Source organism: Klebsiella sp. CD33 (assembly GCF_051992865.1).
Taxonomy (GTDB): Bacteria; Pseudomonadota; Gammaproteobacteria; order Enterobacterales; family Enterobacteriaceae; genus Klebsiella; species Klebsiella pneumoniae.
In genome coordinates this window covers 2607485-2623838 of record NZ_CP197023.1, presented here as the reverse complement: position 1 = coordinate 2623838, position 16354 = coordinate 2607485, and the positions used below count along the sequence as shown (strand labels likewise).

At 57.9% G+C, this 16354-nt stretch carries 17 protein-coding genes and 4 pseudogenes; 12 read left to right on the top strand and 9 right to left on the bottom strand.

Features of this window, described 5'->3' with window-relative positions; translation table 11 throughout:
• Positions 1 to 28: 28 nt before the first annotated feature.
• On the top strand, positions 29 to 511 hold the full coding sequence (locus ACR809_RS13100) for a GNAT family N-acetyltransferase (RefSeq protein WP_002904493.1): 483 nt from the start codon (positions 29 to 31) through the stop codon (positions 509 to 511).
• Here ACR809_RS13100 and ptrR read toward each other — a convergent pair.
• The gene (gene ptrR / locus ACR809_RS13095) at positions 465 to 1343 is read right to left on the bottom strand and encodes a putrescine utilization regulator PtrR (RefSeq protein ID WP_002904495.1); all 879 of its coding nucleotides are present in this window, start codon (positions 1341 to 1343) and stop codon (positions 465 to 467) included. The two genes, ACR809_RS13100 and ptrR, sit on opposite strands and share 47 nt — an antisense overlap.
• A gap of 101 nt (positions 1344 to 1444) precedes the next feature.
• On the opposite strand from ptrR, the gene sad reads away from it, so the two are divergent.
• The 7 genes and pseudogenes from sad to ACR809_RS13060 all read left to right on the top strand — a co-directional run bounded on the left by sad (position 1445) and on the right by ACR809_RS13060 (position 8619).
• Entirely contained in the window at positions 1445 to 2833 is a 1389-nt protein-coding gene (sad, locus tag ACR809_RS13090) for a succinate-semialdehyde dehydrogenase (protein ID WP_162992545.1), read from the top strand.
• Positions 2834 to 2913: 80 nt separating this feature from the next.
• Positions 2914 to 3840 carry a glutaminase B gene (gene glsB, locus ACR809_RS13085; RefSeq protein ID WP_004179782.1) on the top strand — a complete coding sequence of 309 codons (927 nt, stop codon included), beginning with the start codon at positions 2914 to 2916 and terminating at the stop codon, positions 3838 to 3840.
• A pseudogene (locus ACR809_RS13080) lies at positions 3840 to 4207 on the top strand (DUF4186 domain-containing protein). Before glsB ends, ACR809_RS13080 begins: the two are co-directional and overlap by 1 nt.
• A 114-nt stretch (positions 4208 to 4321) precedes the next feature.
• Positions 4322 to 5746 carry a GGDEF domain-containing protein gene (locus ACR809_RS13075; protein WP_004148352.1) on the top strand — a complete coding sequence of 475 codons (1425 nt, stop codon included), beginning with the start codon at positions 4322 to 4324 and terminating at the stop codon, positions 5744 to 5746.
• 77 nt (positions 5747 to 5823) lie between these two features.
• Positions 5824 to 6354 (top strand): GNAT family N-acetyltransferase, encoded by a 531-nt coding sequence (locus tag ACR809_RS13070; protein ID WP_122051327.1) that lies wholly within the window; start codon positions 5824 to 5826, stop codon positions 6352 to 6354.
• A gap of 113 nt (positions 6355 to 6467) precedes the next feature.
• On the top strand, positions 6468 to 7919 hold the full coding sequence (locus tag ACR809_RS13065) for a tagaturonate reductase (RefSeq protein WP_117076627.1): 1452 nt from the start codon (positions 6468 to 6470) through the stop codon (positions 7917 to 7919).
• A gap of 253 nt (positions 7920 to 8172) precedes the next feature.
• On the top strand, positions 8173 to 8619 hold the full coding sequence (locus tag ACR809_RS13060) for a GNAT family N-acetyltransferase (RefSeq protein WP_064838922.1): 447 nt from the start codon (positions 8173 to 8175) through the stop codon (positions 8617 to 8619).
• Between the two features lie 210 nt (positions 8620 to 8829).
• Here the strand turns inward: ACR809_RS13060 and ACR809_RS13055 are convergent.
• A pseudogene (locus ACR809_RS13055) lies at positions 8830 to 9015 on the bottom strand (tautomerase family protein); the annotation flags it as partial.
• A gap of 158 nt (positions 9016 to 9173) precedes the next feature.
• Here ACR809_RS13055 and ACR809_RS13050 point away from each other — a divergent pair.
• The 3 genes and pseudogenes from ACR809_RS13050 to ACR809_RS13040 all read left to right on the top strand — a co-directional run.
• Positions 9174 to 9257, top strand: a pseudogene (locus ACR809_RS13050) (hypothetical protein); the annotation flags it as partial.
• A 4-nt stretch (positions 9258 to 9261) separates the two neighbouring features.
• The gene (locus ACR809_RS13045; protein WP_117076626.1) at positions 9262 to 9456 is read left to right on the top strand and encodes a hypothetical protein; all 195 of its coding nucleotides are present in this window, start codon (positions 9262 to 9264) and stop codon (positions 9454 to 9456) included.
• Between the two features lie 18 nt (positions 9457 to 9474).
• Positions 9475 to 9957 (top strand): annotated as a pseudogene (locus ACR809_RS13040) (Hcp family type VI secretion system effector).
• A gap of 48 nt (positions 9958 to 10005) precedes the next feature.
• Here ACR809_RS13040 and ACR809_RS13035 read toward each other — a convergent pair.
• From ACR809_RS13035 to ACR809_RS13010, 6 genes are all read right to left on the bottom strand, one after another.
• Positions 10006 to 10386 carry a tautomerase family protein gene (locus ACR809_RS13035; RefSeq protein ID WP_002904617.1) on the bottom strand — a complete coding sequence of 127 codons (381 nt, stop codon included), beginning with the start codon at positions 10384 to 10386 and terminating at the stop codon, positions 10006 to 10008.
• Positions 10377 to 10697: a carboxymuconolactone decarboxylase family protein gene (locus tag ACR809_RS13030; protein ID WP_065908363.1), complete on the bottom strand. Its 321-nt coding sequence runs from the start codon at positions 10695 to 10697 to the stop codon at positions 10377 to 10379. The genes ACR809_RS13035 and ACR809_RS13030 overlap by 10 nt, the downstream gene beginning before the upstream one ends.
• Positions 10698 to 10857: 160 nt before the next feature.
• Complete coding sequence (tam, locus tag ACR809_RS13025) at positions 10858 to 11619, bottom strand: trans-aconitate 2-methyltransferase (protein WP_122051326.1); 762 nt, start codon at positions 11617 to 11619, stop codon at positions 10858 to 10860.
• Positions 11620 to 11827: 208 nt separating this feature from the next.
• Positions 11828 to 12118, bottom strand: coding sequence for a hypothetical protein (locus ACR809_RS13020; RefSeq protein ID WP_002904624.1), 291 nt, complete (start codon positions 12116 to 12118; stop codon positions 11828 to 11830).
• A 228-nt stretch (positions 12119 to 12346) separates the two neighbouring features.
• Positions 12347 to 13534 carry an MFS transporter gene (locus ACR809_RS13015; RefSeq protein ID WP_065806703.1) on the bottom strand — a complete coding sequence of 396 codons (1188 nt, stop codon included), beginning with the start codon at positions 13532 to 13534 and terminating at the stop codon, positions 12347 to 12349.
• 155 nt (positions 13535 to 13689) lie between these two features.
• Positions 13690 to 14112 carry a VOC family protein gene (locus ACR809_RS13010; RefSeq protein ID WP_122051325.1) on the bottom strand — a complete coding sequence of 141 codons (423 nt, stop codon included), beginning with the start codon at positions 14110 to 14112 and terminating at the stop codon, positions 13690 to 13692.
• A 207-nt stretch (positions 14113 to 14319) separates the two neighbouring features.
• Here ACR809_RS13010 and ACR809_RS13005 point away from each other — a divergent pair, with 207 nt between their 5' ends.
• Entirely contained in the window at positions 14320 to 15477 is a 1158-nt protein-coding gene (locus ACR809_RS13005) for a YbfB/YjiJ family MFS transporter (protein ID WP_117076625.1), read from the top strand.
• Here the strand turns inward: ACR809_RS13005 and ACR809_RS13000 are convergent.
• Positions 15474 to 16319 carry a LysR family transcriptional regulator gene (locus tag ACR809_RS13000; RefSeq protein ID WP_117076624.1) on the bottom strand — a complete coding sequence of 282 codons (846 nt, stop codon included), beginning with the start codon at positions 16317 to 16319 and terminating at the stop codon, positions 15474 to 15476. The genes ACR809_RS13005 and ACR809_RS13000 overlap by 4 nt on opposite strands.
• Positions 16320 to 16354 lie beyond the last annotated feature (35 nt).

Here is a 16354-nt window from a genome sequence, read left to right as displayed (position 1 = left end):
TACAGTGGGGTAAAAAAGGAGCTCACCTATGTACACCATCACCGACATCGCCCCTACCGACGCCGAATTTATCGCCCTGATTGCCGCCCTCGACGCCTGGCAGGAGACCCTCTACCCGGCGGAGAGCAACCACCTGCTGGACCTTAGCCAGCTGCCTCCGCAGACGGTCATCGCCCTGGCGATCCGCAGCCCGCAGGGCGAGGCCGTTGGCTGCGGGGCTATTGTCCTCAGTGAGGAAGGCTTTGGCGAGATGAAGCGGGTCTATATCGATCCCCAGCACCGCGGCCAGCAGCTGGGAGAAAAGCTGCTGGCGGCGCTGGAAGCGAAAGCGCGTCAGCGCGACTGCCATACCCTGCGCCTGGAGACCGGTATCCATCAGCATGCGGCCATCGCCCTCTACACGCGCAACGGCTACCAGACCCGCTGCGCGTTTGCGCCGTATCAACCCGATCCGCTCAGCGTGTTTATGGAGAAACCACTGTTTGCCGATCTTCGTTCAGCAGCGCTATAAACGCCTCCAGCTGGCGGGTTTTGGCGCCCCGGCGCCACACCAGCCAGGTGGTGAGCCAGCGCCATTCTTCGGCCAGCGGCCAGGCGGAAACCTGCTGATGGCCGGGCATACTCTCCAGCATGCTGCGCGGGATCAACGCCAGGCCGGCGCCGGCGATGACGCAGGCCAGCATCCCGTGGTAAGACTCCATCTCGTGGATCCTGCCCGGGGTCGCTCTGTCGGCATGAAACCAGCTCTCAAAATGCCGGCGATAGGAACAGTTGGCGCGAAAGGCGTAGACGTTGGCCCCGTTCACTTCGCTGGCGCGGGTGATGGGTGCGTGGCCGTAGGGGGCGACGATCATCATCTCTTCAGGGAACACCGGCAGCCCCTCCAGGCCCGGATGCACCAGCGGGCCGTCGACAAACGCGGCGCTCAGGGCGCCTTCCAGTACGCCGTCGATCATCGTCCCGGAAGGGCCGGTTGAGAGCGCCAGATGAATTTTCGGGTAGCGCTGATTAAAGTGGGCCAGAGTGCTGGGGATCCGTACCGCCGCGGTGCTCTCCAGCGAACCAAGTGAAAACAGCCCCTGGGGTTCGTCGCCCGCCACCACCATTCGCGCCTCGTCCACCAGGGCGAGGATCTGCTGGCTATAGCGCAAAAAGCTGTGTCCCGCAGGCGACAGGCGCAGGCGCTGGTTCTCGCGGATAAACAGCTCAACGCCGAGGTCGGCCTCCAGCTGGCGGATGCGGGTGGTGAGGTTGGACGGCACGCGATGTACTTTCTGCGCCGCCTGGGTAATGCTGCCGGTGCTGGCGACAGCGTTAAACATCTCTAGCTGAGTCAGGTCCATGATATTCTTCTTTTGTGAATGTGTTGCTTAATATTATTCATTTTCAATGAATGGAAAGGTAAGCCAGAATACGGACACTTCGCAAGCAACGAGAGAGAATAATGATGAATTTATCTGCAACGCACGCCGTCTCCGTCAATCCGACTACCGGTGAGGTGGTCTCCTCGCTGCCGTGGGCCAGCGAACGCGAGGTCGACGCGGCGATCGCGCTCGCCGCGGCGGGCTATCGCCAGTGGCGTCAGACGCCGCTTGCCGACCGCGCCGATGCCCTGCGCCGCATCGGGGCCGCGCTGCGCGCCCGCGGTGAAGAGGTGGCCCAGATGATCACCCTTGAGATGGGCAAGCCGATCGCTCAGGCGCGCGGCGAGGTGGCGAAATCGGCCAACCTCTGCGACTGGTACGCTGAACACGGCCCGGCGATGCTGGCGACGGAAGCTACCCTGGTGGAAAATAACCAGGCGGTAATTGAGTATCGTCCACTGGGCGCCATACTGGCGGTGATGCCGTGGAACTTCCCGGTCTGGCAGGTGATGCGCGGCGCGGTGCCGATCCTGCTGGCCGGCAACAGCTATCTGCTGAAGCATGCCCCGAACGTGATGGGCAGCGCCCGTCTGCTGGGCGAAATTTTTGCCGCCGCCGGCCTGCCGGATGGTGTATTTGGTTGGGTGAACGCCACCAATGACGGCGTTTCACAGATTATCAATGACGACCGCATCGCGGCGGTGACCGTCACCGGCAGCGTCCGCGCCGGGAAGGCGATTGGCGCCCAGGCGGGCGCGGCGCTGAAGAAATGCGTGCTTGAGCTGGGAGGATCCGATCCCTTTATCGTGCTCAACGATGCCGATCTCGATGAAGCGGTAAAAGCCGCCGTCACCGGCCGCTATCAGAACAGCGGCCAGGTGTGTGCGGCGTCGAAACGCTTTATTCTCGAAGCCGGCATTGCCGAGGCCTTCACCGGCAAATTTGTCGACGCCGTGGCAGCGCTGAAGATGGGCGACCCGCGCGATGAGCAAAACTACGTCGGACCGATGGCGCGGTTCGATTTACGCGATGAACTGCACCAGCAGGTAACGGCGACCCTTGATGAAGGGGCGACTCTGCTGCTGGGCGCGGAAAAAATCGAAGGGGCGGGCAACTACTATGCGCCAACGGTGCTGGGCAACGTCACCGCCGGGATGACCGGCTTTCGTCAGGAGCTGTTTGGTCCGGTAGCAACCCTGACCACCGCTCGCGACGCAGACCATGCACTGGCCCTCGCCAACGACAGCGAGTTTGGCCTGTCCGCCACGGTCTATACCACCGACGAGGCGCAGGCCCAGCGCTTTGCCCGCGAGCTGGAGTGCGGCGGCGTCTTCCTCAATGGCTACTGCGCCAGCGACGCCCGCGTGGCCTTCGGCGGCGTAAAGAAGAGCGGTTTTGGCCGCGAGCTGTCGCATTTTGGCCTGCACGAGTTCTGTAATGCGCAGACCGTCTGGAAAGACCGTCGCTAATCAACGTTAGCCCCTGACGACCGTCGTCCACGTCTGCTATACTCGCCCACCGAATTTTGATGGTGGGCAAGGAGCCGCGTGTGGCGACGGTTATCAATAATGCAATGCTGGAAGCCATTCTGGCAGAAATCAGGCCGCTGATTGGCCGCGGAAAAGTGGCGGATTATATTCCGGCGCTGGCCAGCGTCAGCGGCGACAAGCTTGGTATCGCGATCAGTACGGTGGACGGTCAGCACTTTGCCGCTGGCGATGCCCATGAACGTTTTTCCATCCAGTCAATCTCCAAGGTATTGAGCCTGGTGGTGGCCATGAACCACTATCAGGAGGAGGAGATCTGGCAGCGGGTGGGGAAAGATCCTTCCGGCCAGCCCTTTAACTCGCTTCTGCAGCTGGAGATCGAGCAGGGCAAACCGCGCAACCCGTTTATCAACGCCGGGGCACTGGTGGTCTGCGACATGCTGCAGAGCCGGCTCAGCGCCCCGCGTCAGCGGATGCTGGAGATTGTCCGCCGTCTGAGCGGCGTGGCCGATATCGCCTACGATCCGGTGGTGGCTCGCTCAGAGTTTGAGCATTCGGCGCGCAACGCCGCCATCGCCTGGCTGATGAAATCCTTTGGTAACTTCCATAACGACGTCGCCACCGTGCTGCAGAACTATTTCCACTATTGTTCTCTGGAGATGAGCTGTGTTGAGCTGGCGCGAACCTTTCTGTTTCTCGCCGACCGCGGCATTGCCCCGCATCTCGACGCGCCGGTTATTGCGCCCATCCAGTCCCGCCAGGTGAATGCCCTGATGATGACCAGCGGCATGTACCAGAACGCCGGTGAATTCGCCTGGCGCGTTGGCCTGCCGGCGAAATCGGGCGTCGGCGGCGGGATCGTGGCGATTGTCCCGCAGGAGATGGCGATCGCCGTGTGGAGCCCGGAGCTTGACGACGCCGGGAACTCGCTGGCCGGCGTGGCGATGCTGGAAAAACTGACTCAGCGGATGGGGAGGTCGGTGTTCTGATGGTCGATCAGGATCGCTTGTTTGCGCGCCTGGCGCGCTCGACGTTTCGCTCACGCTTCCGTCTGGGGGGAAAGAGCGGCAATATTGTCTCGATAAGGGACCGGAGGTCATTGATCGGCATGCCGCAGACTTTATTCGCCAGCGGCTGGCGCCCGCTGCGCCGATCAATGATGGCAAGCAGACGCCGATGCGCGGTCACCCGGTGTTTATCGCCCAGCACGCGACCGCTACCTGCTGTCGCGGCTGCCTGGTAAAATGGCATGCCATTCCCCACGGCCGCGCGCTGAGCGAGCCGGAGCAGGACTATATCGTGCAGGTCATCCACCGCTGGCTGGTGCTACAAATGAATGCGCCGTCTGTGCGCTAATTTGCATTTGATCGGCGCCGGAGTATGCCTGATAAATATTCTCATGTTATGATAATCCGCTAACTAACTATTAACATAATAATTTCCTGAAACAATTAGACGGATAATTACTGAATGTCTTCACTGTCGATTCGGTCATTTACGCTGTTTCGTGAAGAACAACCCGTGCGCGATGCATTGGTCTTATTTACGTTAACGCTACTGCTGCATTTTCTTGGCGCTATGCTGCGTCTGGTGCAGGAGCTCTCTTTCTTCTGGCCGCTCAATGCAGTGATGGCCGGGATTTTTGCACGCTATGTATGGCTTAACCGCAGCTATTTTTATGCCGTCTGTTTTGCGGCAATGCTGGTCTATGACGGATTAACCTCGCGCTGGGGAATGGGCTTTGCCTCATTGCTGATTAACTTTTCCAATATTGTCTTTATTGTGACGCTGGCGCAGCTGGTGCTGTGGGATAAACGTCGCGCCGACTCCATGCCGGGCCCGATAAACGCGCTTAATTTATTCTGTTTCTGCCTGTTAGCCGCCTTACTGTGCGCAGCGGTCGGCGCGCTGGGGTCGGTGGATGTTGAACGCGCCACCTTCGTTCCCCAGCTGGCGGACTGGTTTAGCGAACAGTTCTCGACGGCGGTATTAATCCTGCCCTTTATTCTGACCCTGACGCTGCCTTCGGCATTAAGCGGTTTTCGCTTTCGCCAGCTGCTGCCGGTGCTGGCGCTGGTCCTGTCAATTGCGCTTGGCGTGGCGGTAGGCGGCGCGGGCAGCATTACCTTCCCGTTACCGGCTTTGATCTGGTGCGCTGTACGCTATCCGCTGCCGCTGACCTGTCTGCTGACTTTTCTCACTGGCATCGGCGAAATACTGCTGGTCGCTAATTCGTTAATTCACTTTTCGCCAGATGCGCGAATGCAGCCGTGGCAGCTGTTCTCCACCCGCCTCGGAATTGCCGCCATGCTGATTAGCCCGGTGATTGTCGCATCCAGTGTCGAAGCGATTAACACGCTGGTGAAGCAGCTGGCCCTGCGCGCCGATTTTGACTTTCAGACCCGCGTCTATTCCCGTTCCGGACTGAGCGAAGCGTTGAAGCGTCAGACGCTGCCGGCGGATAAGCTGCTGACGGTGATGGTGCTGGATATCGATGGCTTCAAACGGGTGAATGATGCTCTGGGCCATGAAGGCGGCGATTGCGTGCTGACCCAGTTTGCCCAGCAGGTTCGACAGCTGGTGGGTGAGCAGGGGATGGTGGCCCGTATCGGCGGCGAAGAGTTTGCGGTGGCCGCCGTCGTCGACAGCGCCCAGCAGGGCTATTTGCTGGCGGAAAAGATCCGTCACGGGGTGGAGTCGCAGCCTTTCGGCCTGGGCCAGAACCCGATCCACCTGACCATCAGTCTGGGACTGGAGACGCGCGAGGTAGGCCACGCCCGCATCACCGAGCTGTTTAACCAGCTGCTGTTGGCGGCGGACGATGAGATGGTGAAAGCCAAACAGAGCGGTCGTAACCAAATTTGTATGCCGACGCTGACCGAAAGCGCGCCATAAGAAAATCCTATCGGGATCCTACTTGTGCTAATTTTTGGTTAAAAACATAGTGATGTGGTCGATAACAGGGAGCTTTTATGACCACATCCTTTTCACTGCGCACGCTCTCGCGTGACGATATTCTCCATCACCTCCCGGCATTAAGCGAGATCCTGGCAAGCTGCGTCAACGGCGGCGCCTCGGTGAGCTTTATGTTGCCTTTCGCGCCGCAAACGGCGATAACGTTCTGGCAACGCACTGCCGACAGCGTGGCGGCCGGGGAGCGCATTGTGCTGGCCGCCTTCGACGCGGAAGAACGTCCCGTTGGCACCGTGCAACTTATCACCAGTCAACCGGAAAACCAGCCCCATCGAGCGGATGTCGCCAAATTATTGGTTCACCAAAATGTCTGCCGCCAGGGGATCGCCCAGGCGTTGATGAGCGAGCTGGAGCGCATTGCCCGGCGGGAAAGGAAGACGGTGCTGGTGCTGGACACGGCGACCGGCAGCGGGGCGGAACAGTTCTATGCCCGCTGCGGCTGGGAAAAAGTGGGGGAAATTCCGCGCTATGCGCTGATGCCCGACGGCGAAATGACTGCCACCTCACTATTCTATAAGTTTCTGCCCTGACGGCCGCTAATGCAGATTGCTTTGATCAAAACAGGGTTTCACTGGTAGCAAAACCTGATAACTTATTGGACCAATTACTCAGGTTGTATGACTACTATTAGAGGGAACCCATTGTGAAAACTTTAAACCGTCGTGATTTCCCCGGCGCGCAGTACCCTGACCGTATCATCCAGTTTGGGGAAGGTAACTTCCTGCGCGCATTCGTTGACTGGCAGATCGACCTGCTCAACGAGCATACCGACCTGAATGCGGGCATCGTGGTCGTGCGGCCTATCGCCACAGATTTTCCGCCTTCGCTGAACACCCAGGATGGCCTGTACACGACTATTATTCGCGGCCTGAACGAGCAGGGCGAAGCGGTCAGCGATGCGCGTCTTATCCGCTCGGTCAACCGGGAGATCAGCGCTTACGCAGACTTCGACGCTTTTTTACGCCTGGCGCATAACCCGGAGATGCGGTTTGTCTTCTCCAACACCACCGAGGCGGGCATCAGCTACCATGCCGGGGATCGGTTTGACGACGCGCCGCCGGTCAGTTATCCGGCGAAACTGACCCGTCTGTTGTTTGAGCGTTACCAGCATTTCGCCGGTGCGGCCGACAAGGGATGGGTGATTATTCCCTGCGAGCTGATCGATTATAACGGCGAGGCGCTGCAGGCGCTGGTGCTGCGCTATGCTAGCGAATGGGAACTGCCGCAGGCATTTATCACCTGGCTGACCTCAGCGAATACCTTCTGTTCGACGCTGGTGGATCGCATTGTGACCGGCTATCCGCGTGATGAAGTGGCGGCTCTCGAGGCGCAGACCGGCTATAAAGATGCTTTCCTTGATACCGCCGAGCATTTCTACCTGTTTGTGATCCAGGGGCCTGCCTCGCTGGCGGCCGAGCTGCGTCTCGATAAACTGCCGCTGAATGTGCGCATTGTGGACGATATTAAGCCGTATAAAGAGCGCAAAGTGGCGATCCTCAACGGGGCGCACACCGCGCTGGTGCCGGTGGCCTTCCAGGCCGGGATCGACACCGTGGGTGAGGCGATGAACGATGCGGAGATTTGCGCGTTTGTCGAAAAAGCGATTTATGACGAGATTATTCCGGTGCTGGATCTGCCGCGCGATGAGCTGGTGTCATTCGCCAGCGCCGTGACAGGGCGCTTCCGTAATCCCTATATTAAACATCAGCTGCTCTCGATTGCGCTCAACGGCATGACCAAGTACCGCACCCGTATTCTGCCGCAGCTGCTGGCGGGGCTGAAAGCGCATGGCGCGCTGCCGCCGCGTCTGACCTTTGCCCTGGCGGCGCTGATCGCCTTTTACCGGGGAGAGCGGGATGGTGAGAGCTATCCAGTACAGGATGACGCCGACTGGATATCGCGCTATCAAACGCTGTGGGCCCGCCATCGCGATGGCCAGATGAGCACTCGCGAGCTGGTCACCGCCGTGCTCAGCGTGGCGGATCACTGGCAGCAGGATCTGAGCCAGATCCCGGGGCTGGTGGAGCTGGTGACTGCCGACCTTGACGCTATCCTGACCTGCGGTATGCGCGACGCCGTCAAACCTCTTTGCTGATAGTCCATCTATACACCCGGCTGCGGCCGGGTTGTGCAGGATTTTTATTAGTTACAACATACTATTATACTAACCTGTAACAGCCGGTCAGTGGCTCCTCTGCATACGGCTTTTTAGTGCCAAATCGTTCCGAACAGCAGGAGAATTATGGCCGAAGCGCTTGAACAAATATCTGCGCAGGAAAATAATGACCTCAACTCATATCTCCTGCCAATATTCGCAGGCTAATGCATTCATCTGTAAGGAAACTCTCATGGTCATCGATATCCGGGAAGTACGGCCCCACGACAAAGCCGAATGGCTTCAGCTTTGGCATGGCTACACTCGTTTTTACGGTAGCCCGCAGCCGGAAGAGGTGACCGAATGCACCTGGCAGCGGATGCTGGATGTAAACTCGTCTGTATTGGGTAGAGTCGCGGTGGTGGATGATGCGGTGGTCGGCTTCGCTATCTGTGTTCTTCATGAGGGAACCTGGGTTACCACGCCGATCTGCTATCTGGAGGATCTGTTTGTCGATCCCGCCTTCCGTGGACAGGGTATTGCCAGAACCATGATTAAGTCGCTGCAAAGCGAAGGGGCGGACAAAGGCTGGTCGCGGCTGTACTGGCATACGCGCCGTGATAATCCCGCCCGTCATCTGTATGATGAGTTTACCCCGGCTGACGATTACGTACGCTACAGGATCACGCTTGAGTCCTGAAGCGGTAAGAGGTTGTTAAGCTTTTCCCGCTATAACAGGGGAAACAGGCTCAGGAGCAGCAACGATGGAAAAACGTCTTGAAACAGTGGTCAATGTGATTATGTTTCTTTCGCTATTGGCAACGGCCTGGGATCTCTCGCTGGTGCATCATCTCGCGTGGTAGTAAATTATATCATCTGAAACGCGGCGCCTCTTGCGGCGCCGCCTGTCTCATTCATCCGCCATCTTCCCTGCGCTAAAACTCCAGTCCTCCAGTTGGTTAAACTGGATAACCACCATCACGTCCTGCGGGCTGACCGCCATCTCATCGTCTAACCGCGCGCAGAGCCGACGATAGAGTCCCTGTTTCTGCGCCCGGCTGCGCGGTTTTCCGGCGAAAATATGAAATAATACGAAGTAATAGCTAACCGAGATATTTTAAACCGGGCAGGGGGCGAGGGAATATAAACAAAAGAGTAGAGTCAATATTACTATCAAGGCCATCGTTTTATAAGTATATTGAAAGGCCAGATGAACATAAGAAATATGTGCCGGAACAATGAATGATCTAATCTGTCATCACAGGCGTTCCTTATTTAAATCCGATGATTATTTCTGATGATGAACTTGCTGAATTACTTATTAAATTAATGAGGTGAATGGATGGATTTCTTGAAAAGATGGTTAAAAGAAGAATTCATTCTTTTTTTATGGGGATGGAGTATTGTATTATTAATCATTATATTTAGCATGATTGCAGTCTCTCTTTTTCCTGACATTGCCATTAACTTAATAGGATTTTTTGTTTTATTAATCATTGGGTTTCACGTTGTCGTTTGGTTTAAAGTTAAAAACTGATATGAAAGAGGAGGGGTAATGTCAAATCCAGCATGTTTATGGTTAACTGATGAGAATGATTCGCCTATTATAGGTTCTTGCCTGATGCCCACACGCACGGGTTCCATCGAATTGCGCGCAGTGAATCATCATGTTTGATTACCTACCGATAATAATACAGGAAAGCTGACGGGAACCCGTCTTCATACACCGGTTAAAATTCAAAAAGAGTTTGACAGAACAACACCTTTGTTATTCAGGGCTCTTTGTGAAGGTCGAACATTAAGATCGGCAACGCTAAAAATGTACAGAATAAATGAGGCGGGACTGGAAGTTGAATATTTTAACATAGCGATGGTGAATATTAAGATTACGGCAATCACACCAAATTTACATCCGGCCGGAATGACAAGTACTCACCTTGAAGATATTGATTTCCGTTATGAGACGATCACCTGGATATACACAGAAGGGAACATCATGTATCGTGATTCATGGAACGATCGCTGTTGTGCATGGTAGCAAATGATATAGTGCTGAAACGCGGCGCCTCATGCAGCGCCGCCTGTCTCATTCATCCGCCATCTTCCCTGCGCTAAAACTCCAGTCCTCCAGTTGGTTAAACTGGATAACCACCATCACGTCCTGCGGGCTGACCGCCATCTCATCGTCTAACCGCGCGCAGAGCCGACGATAGAGTCCCTGTTTCTGCGCCCGGCTGCGCGGTTTTCCGGCGAAAATATGAAACAGCACGAAGCGGGCGCTGCGTCCTTCGCTGAGGTAGTGCGGGTCGTAAATGCGCTGCTCATCGGCGGCCCGTTCGATAAACTGAAATCTATCTGCTGACGGAACGTCGAACTCCGCCACCAGACACTCATGAAAGAGCGCCGACAATTGAGCAAACTCCGCGGGACGCCAGGCGGTGCCAAGCGAAATTCGGGTCAGGGGCATGACGCCTCCTGCGCATTCAGGCAGGTCAGGGCGCAGGCCGCCGCCGGCCAACCGGCATAGAACGCCAGATGGGTAAACAATTCGACAATTTCTTCCCGGCTCAGGCCATTCTGATAGCCGAACGCGATGTGCCACGGCAGCTGTTCAGTTTTGCCCTGCGCCGTCAGGGCGGAAAGGGTGATCAGGCTGCGTTCGCGGGGCGACAGCTCGCTCCGCGCCCAGATATCGCCAAACAGCACCGTTTCGGTAAGCTCGGCTAGCTTTGGCGCGATAGCAGCCAGCGTTCGGCGATCGACAGGAGGAGTACTCATAGTGATTCTCTTTGCAGGTTAAAGGAGTCATCACTGTCGCACGCTGACTAAGATATTGAATATCGCAACGTTCGGGATTATCAATCCTGAAAATCAGGATGGTATAGCCGATCCTTTACACCTTTCATCACTCCGCTTTTCTGCCCACCTATCCCAACGGTCAGGCGGCGATCTTTCGCGCCACGATAAACAGCCGTGGGAAACGCAGGAGCACCTTCCCGTTAAACTGTAACGGATAGTGTGCGGCCAGCAATGCGAGATAGCGTGTGAGAAACGCGCTTCCGGCCTGCTCGTCGAGGCCTGCCAGATAGGGGCGTAACCCGGTGCCCTGCAGCCAGTCGACAATCGCCTGATGAGAAGCAAGGGGATGAAAATAGGTGGTGCGCCAGATATCAACTTCGCAACCCTGGCGGCTGAGCAGATCGTACCAGGCGGCGGGCGGGAGTAACGGCTGGCGTCCACGGTCCGGCAACCCCATCTCGCTGGCAACCTGACGCATCAGGGTATGGGAAGGTTCCTGCCAGTTATCCGGCATCTGCACTGCCAGCGTTCCGTTGTCCGCCAGCTGGTTTACCAGATGGGGGAAAAGCGTCTCATGATCCGTCAGCCACTGCAGAGAGGCGTTGGCATAGATCACATCTGGCGGTTGCGCAGGCCGCCAGCGGGCAATATCGGCATCAATGAATTCGCAGTCGGGTAAGGCCTGCGCCGCCTGGACCAGCATGGCCGGGGAGTTATCGATACCGACGATTGTCGCCAACGGCCAGGCGGCGCGTAGCAGGCGGGTGCTGTTTCCCGGCCCGCAGCCGAGGTCGACGGCGTGCTCGACCTGCAGATGGGCAATACGCGAGAGCAGGTCGGCCGCGGGGCGGGTACGTTCAGCGTCAAATTGCAGATACAACGAAGGATTCCAGTCGGCCATCGGGTGCAGTTCCTGTGTGAGGAGGGAGACAGGGTAAAGCATAGAACGCGTCAGGCGGCATGTCAGCGGTTAATGAACCTCAGCGGTCACCTTTGTGCGTGACAGTGTCACAAAATAGAACGTGGCTGGATTGCGCCTGCGCTGTTGGCCGAACCTGGGATTGAGACATGGCAGGGAACGTCTCTGCGCCCATGGCGGGCGCAGGAGCCTATTCGGCGTTTTTGAGCGCCTCGGCGCGGCTGGCGGTGGCGTAGACAAAATCCAGCATCGGCTCGAGATCGGTGTCATAGCCAGCCTGAATAATTTTTCCTCGCAGCCATTCGATTTCACTGGTGATATCGGGAGGAAAAATGTTGTTATCCTGCGCCCGGCGCAGCCATTTCAGCAGAAAGTTATTCTTTCCCCTGATACCACCCGCTTTTTTCGATTTTCCGTGCATCTTCAGCGCGACCAGGACGCAGTAATAGAAATGAACGCGCTGATTAAAACTTTGGTGCATGTCTGTGTTTCCCGCCAGAATCAGGAATTCACCGTGTGGGTCAGTGATTCGGATTGGACTACGGTACCGGGCTGGATCGTTGCGCGAACTCTGTTGTCTACCAGTACCGTCCATGCATCTGTTGCCAGACGCTGACGGGATGTTGGCACGGAAGCCGAATCGTCGTCAATTGCCGATTCATTTTTTGCCGGCGTCATCGGACCGCGGCGGCCCGCGAGCCGGGCCACACTACTCTCTGGCGACAAGCCGCTGTTGCCGATGTACGCGGAAAATCAGCAGGAATGCGAGCGCCACCACGATCGCCGCCAGCAGATACAGCGTGGCGAGATCGTAGAACCCGGCGACCCAGCCGGCCAGCGGCCCGGTCAGGCCCAGCGCCAGATCAAGAAACGCCGAGTAGGTGCCGAGGGCGGTTCCCTGATTTTGCTCTTCCACCTGTTTTACCGCCTCAACTCCTAAAGCCGGAAAGACCAGCGAGAAACCCGAACCGGTGAGAAAGGCGCCGACGCCGGCCATCCATGCTGATGGCGCCAGCCAGATAAGCAGCAGGCCGAGACTTTCGATGATGAAGCAGGCCAGGGAGACCGGGACTCCGCCAAAGCGGGTAATGGTATTTCCCAGCACCAGGCGAACGCAGATAAAGCCGACGCTGAACAGCGAAAGGGTAAACGCGGCGCCCTGCCAGCTGTGCGCGGCGAAGTAGAGGGTGATAAAGGTGGCGATAACGCCGAAACCGACGGTGCCAAAGGCCAGCCCCAGGCCGTAAGGCCAGATTTTTCGCACCACCGCGTGAAAGGGCGCTCTGGTGCCGGCGGTCACCTTGACGTCCTGGCGGGTACGAGCGAACAGCAGACCGATGGCCGCGACCAGCACTACCACCGTAGCAAAGCCGCTGATGCCAAAATAGTGATTGAGGGTAACTCCCAGCGGCGCCCCGACCGCCATCGCCACATAGGTCGCCACGCCGTTCCAGGAGATAACCCGTGACGTGTGGATCGCGCCGACGGTTTTGATCCCCCACAGGGTGGCGCCGGTGGCGGTAAAGCTCTCGCCGACGCCGAGAAACACCCGGCCCGCCAGCAGCGCGGCAATGGCCAGCATCGGCGTTGCCTGCAGGACTACCGCCAGTAGCGTGAAGGCGCCACTGAGCAGGCAGCAGACGATCCCAAGGCTGACCACTTTTTTCGGCCCCCAGATATCGGTATAGCGCCCGGCGTGCGGCCGGCTTATCAGCGTCGATATGTACTGCAGACTGATCACAATTCCGGCGACAAAGGTGCTGTAGCCCAGCTGATAGTGAATATAGCCCGGCAGTACGGCCAACGGCAGACCAATGGAGAGATAGCAGATACAGGTAAAAACAACGATCGAGATAATGCGCAAATTGAGTTGTGTAGTGCTGACGGAAGTGCTCATAGGGATAAGAGGTTAATACAACGGGATGTGTAGCATAGCGCGCCGTGAGGACGCTGGCGAGGCGCGACAGCGTTTTATCGGTAACCGACGGGAACGATATTTGTACGAATGTAAATAACTGCTTTTACAGCGCTTAACGCCCGCCTCGCTCAGCGTCAGCTCGCCGCCATACCCGACGAATCACACACCATGCCCCAGGCGCGGTTTTGCAATACCGTGCGGTAACCGTCCCGGTCGACGAAAGTGACGCCATTGACCTCCCAGTAAGGGTTAAACGCCGTAACGCGCAGAAATCCGGCGGCGTCCATGGCTGCGCACTGTGCCTCCCATGCCGCCTGCTGCGGATAGTACAGCACCAGCAGATCTTCATCGCCTGGCGAGGGGGTGACGGGATGGTGGCGGCAGTGGGTGAATTCCAGATGCCAGCCCGCTTCGGGCGCGCCGAGCATTATCCCGCTGAATACTTCATGATCGGTAAAGCTGCCGAGCAGCTCGAGTCCCAGCCCGGCGCAATACATGCTGGCGGTGGTGTCCAGTTCGCTGACCGGCCTGGCAATGCGCATATGACAGAACGACATAATGACTCCCGTGAGCATAAGTTGAGTTGATACTGTACCGGTAAATCGGCCCGGCGTGTGTTAAGACGTGCCCAGGCGCCACCTCCTCTCTGTAAATACCATAGCGGACTAACATCCGCCTTGCGCCAACAACACCTCTTCATCATAATAAAAAAAGAATTATACAACATTATTGTTCTTAAATTGAGAATCATTGTGGGGTGGTGGATGAATAACCAATCGCGCCAGGCCTTATGGCTGGCACTGGCTGGATCGATAGTACTGATGATCGGCATGGGCTATGGGCGCTTTGCCTTCACCGGCGTGCTGCCGCTTATGCTTAATGAAGGTCTGTTAACCCTGCACGAGGGCAATCTCGCCGCGTCGGCCAATTACGCTGGCTATCTGGTCGGTGCGTTGCTGCTGGCGCGGGTGCAGCCTGGGGCCGCCACCCGACTGAGCATTATCTCCGCCGGGTTGACCATCGCCAGCCTGGCGCTGCTGGCCTGGGTGAGCTCGCCGTGGACCATTATTACGCTGCGCGCCGTCGCCGGCGCGCTGAGTGCGATAACGCTGATTGCAGGTTCGCTGTGGCTGCTGGAACATATGGGGCATCATCACGGGGCGCCGTTGCTGTATGCCGGGGTGGGGCTGGGGATATTTATCTCCGCGGAGGGGATCGCCCTTGGACATGCCCTGAGCCTCACCAGCCAGCAGATCTGGCTGCTCTGCGCATTATGCGCCGGTATGCTGCTGGCGCTGGCGATCCGTTGGCTACTGACTCCGCCGGCTGCACTGGTGCGGGCTTCCCATGTTGAGACCTCCCTGCCTGCGTCCGGGAGCGATACCCGTCGCGCGGCGTGGCGACTCTTGATGGTTTACGGTCTGGCGGGCTTCGGCTATATCATCACCGCCACTTATCTGCCGTTGTTTCTGTCCGGTTCGCTGCAGAGCGTTGACCCGGTCCATCTGTGGGCGCTGTTTGGTCTGGCGGCCGCGCCGTCCTGCCTCATCTGGCATAAGCTGGTGCTAAAGTGGGGATACCGGCAAGCGCTGACCCGCAACCTGCTCGTCCAGGCGCTTGGCGTGATCCTTCCAGCCTGCAGCGCTTCATTGCTGTTTTGCGTGCTAAGCGCGCTTTTGGTGGGCTTTACCTTTATGGGCACCGTAACCATTGCGCTACCGAAGGCGAAAAGTCTCAGCCATCAGGTGAGCTTCAATATGATTGCCGCGATGACTGCACTGTACGGTGTGGGACAGATTGCCGGGCCGCTTATCGCCGGCGCGCTGTATCAGATCGCGGCTTCATTTAACCCGGCGCTCTGTGCCGCGGCGCTGGCGCTGCTGATTGCCGCAGGGCTGGTCTTTACCGAACGCCAGGCTTAGCCAATCGCCACGCTTTGCAGCAGCTTGCGCCACTCGCTCAGGGCGGGGGCGCTCAAGCCGCTGCGCCAGATAAGCTGGGTGGTCGCCTCGCACAGCGGTTCGCTAAGGCAGTTTTCGGGAAGCGTCATCAGCGACAGCACGCTCTGCGGCAGCAGGCAGGCGTAGCGCCCGGACGCCACGCAGGCAAGCATGCTGTGATAGGAATTGACCTCATGCACCTCCACGGCCGCCTGCTGTTCCGCCAGCCAGCGTTCTCCCAGCGCGCGGTAGCTGCAGCCGCTGGCAAATGCCGCGAACCGCAGCGGACCCGGGGTCTGCGGACGGACCAGCATCAGGGTTTCATAAAACACCGGGGTGAATGCCAGCTCGTCGGGACAGGCAGGTTGCCCATCGGCCCCTGGCGGCAGGCAGACCAGCGCGGCATCAAGGGCGGCGGTTAACACCCCCTGGGTTAACTGGCGGGTCGGTTGGGTGATGAGGGTGATATCCACCTGTGGGCACTGCTGTTGGAAGCAGGTAAGCAGCGGCGGCAGCCGGCTGACGGCGGTCGCCTCCATCGCGCCCAGACGCAGACTGCCGCCTGGGGTTGTCGGATGCAGAGCCTGCTTTGCCTCTTCCGCCAGGCTCAGGATCCGCCGGGCATAGCTGAGAAACTGCACGCCTGCCGGGGACAACACCATTTTTTTGTTGCCGCGAACGAAGAGCTCAACGGCAAGCTCCTCTTCCAGCTGCTGAATGCGGGTCGTGATATTGGACTGTGCGCGACCCAGCCGTTTTGCTGCCTGGGTGACGCTCTGCGTTTCTGCCACCTGAATGAAGATCTCGAGTGTGCTGTGGTTCATATTTTTCTTCTCAATACGATAATAATGTTGATCTT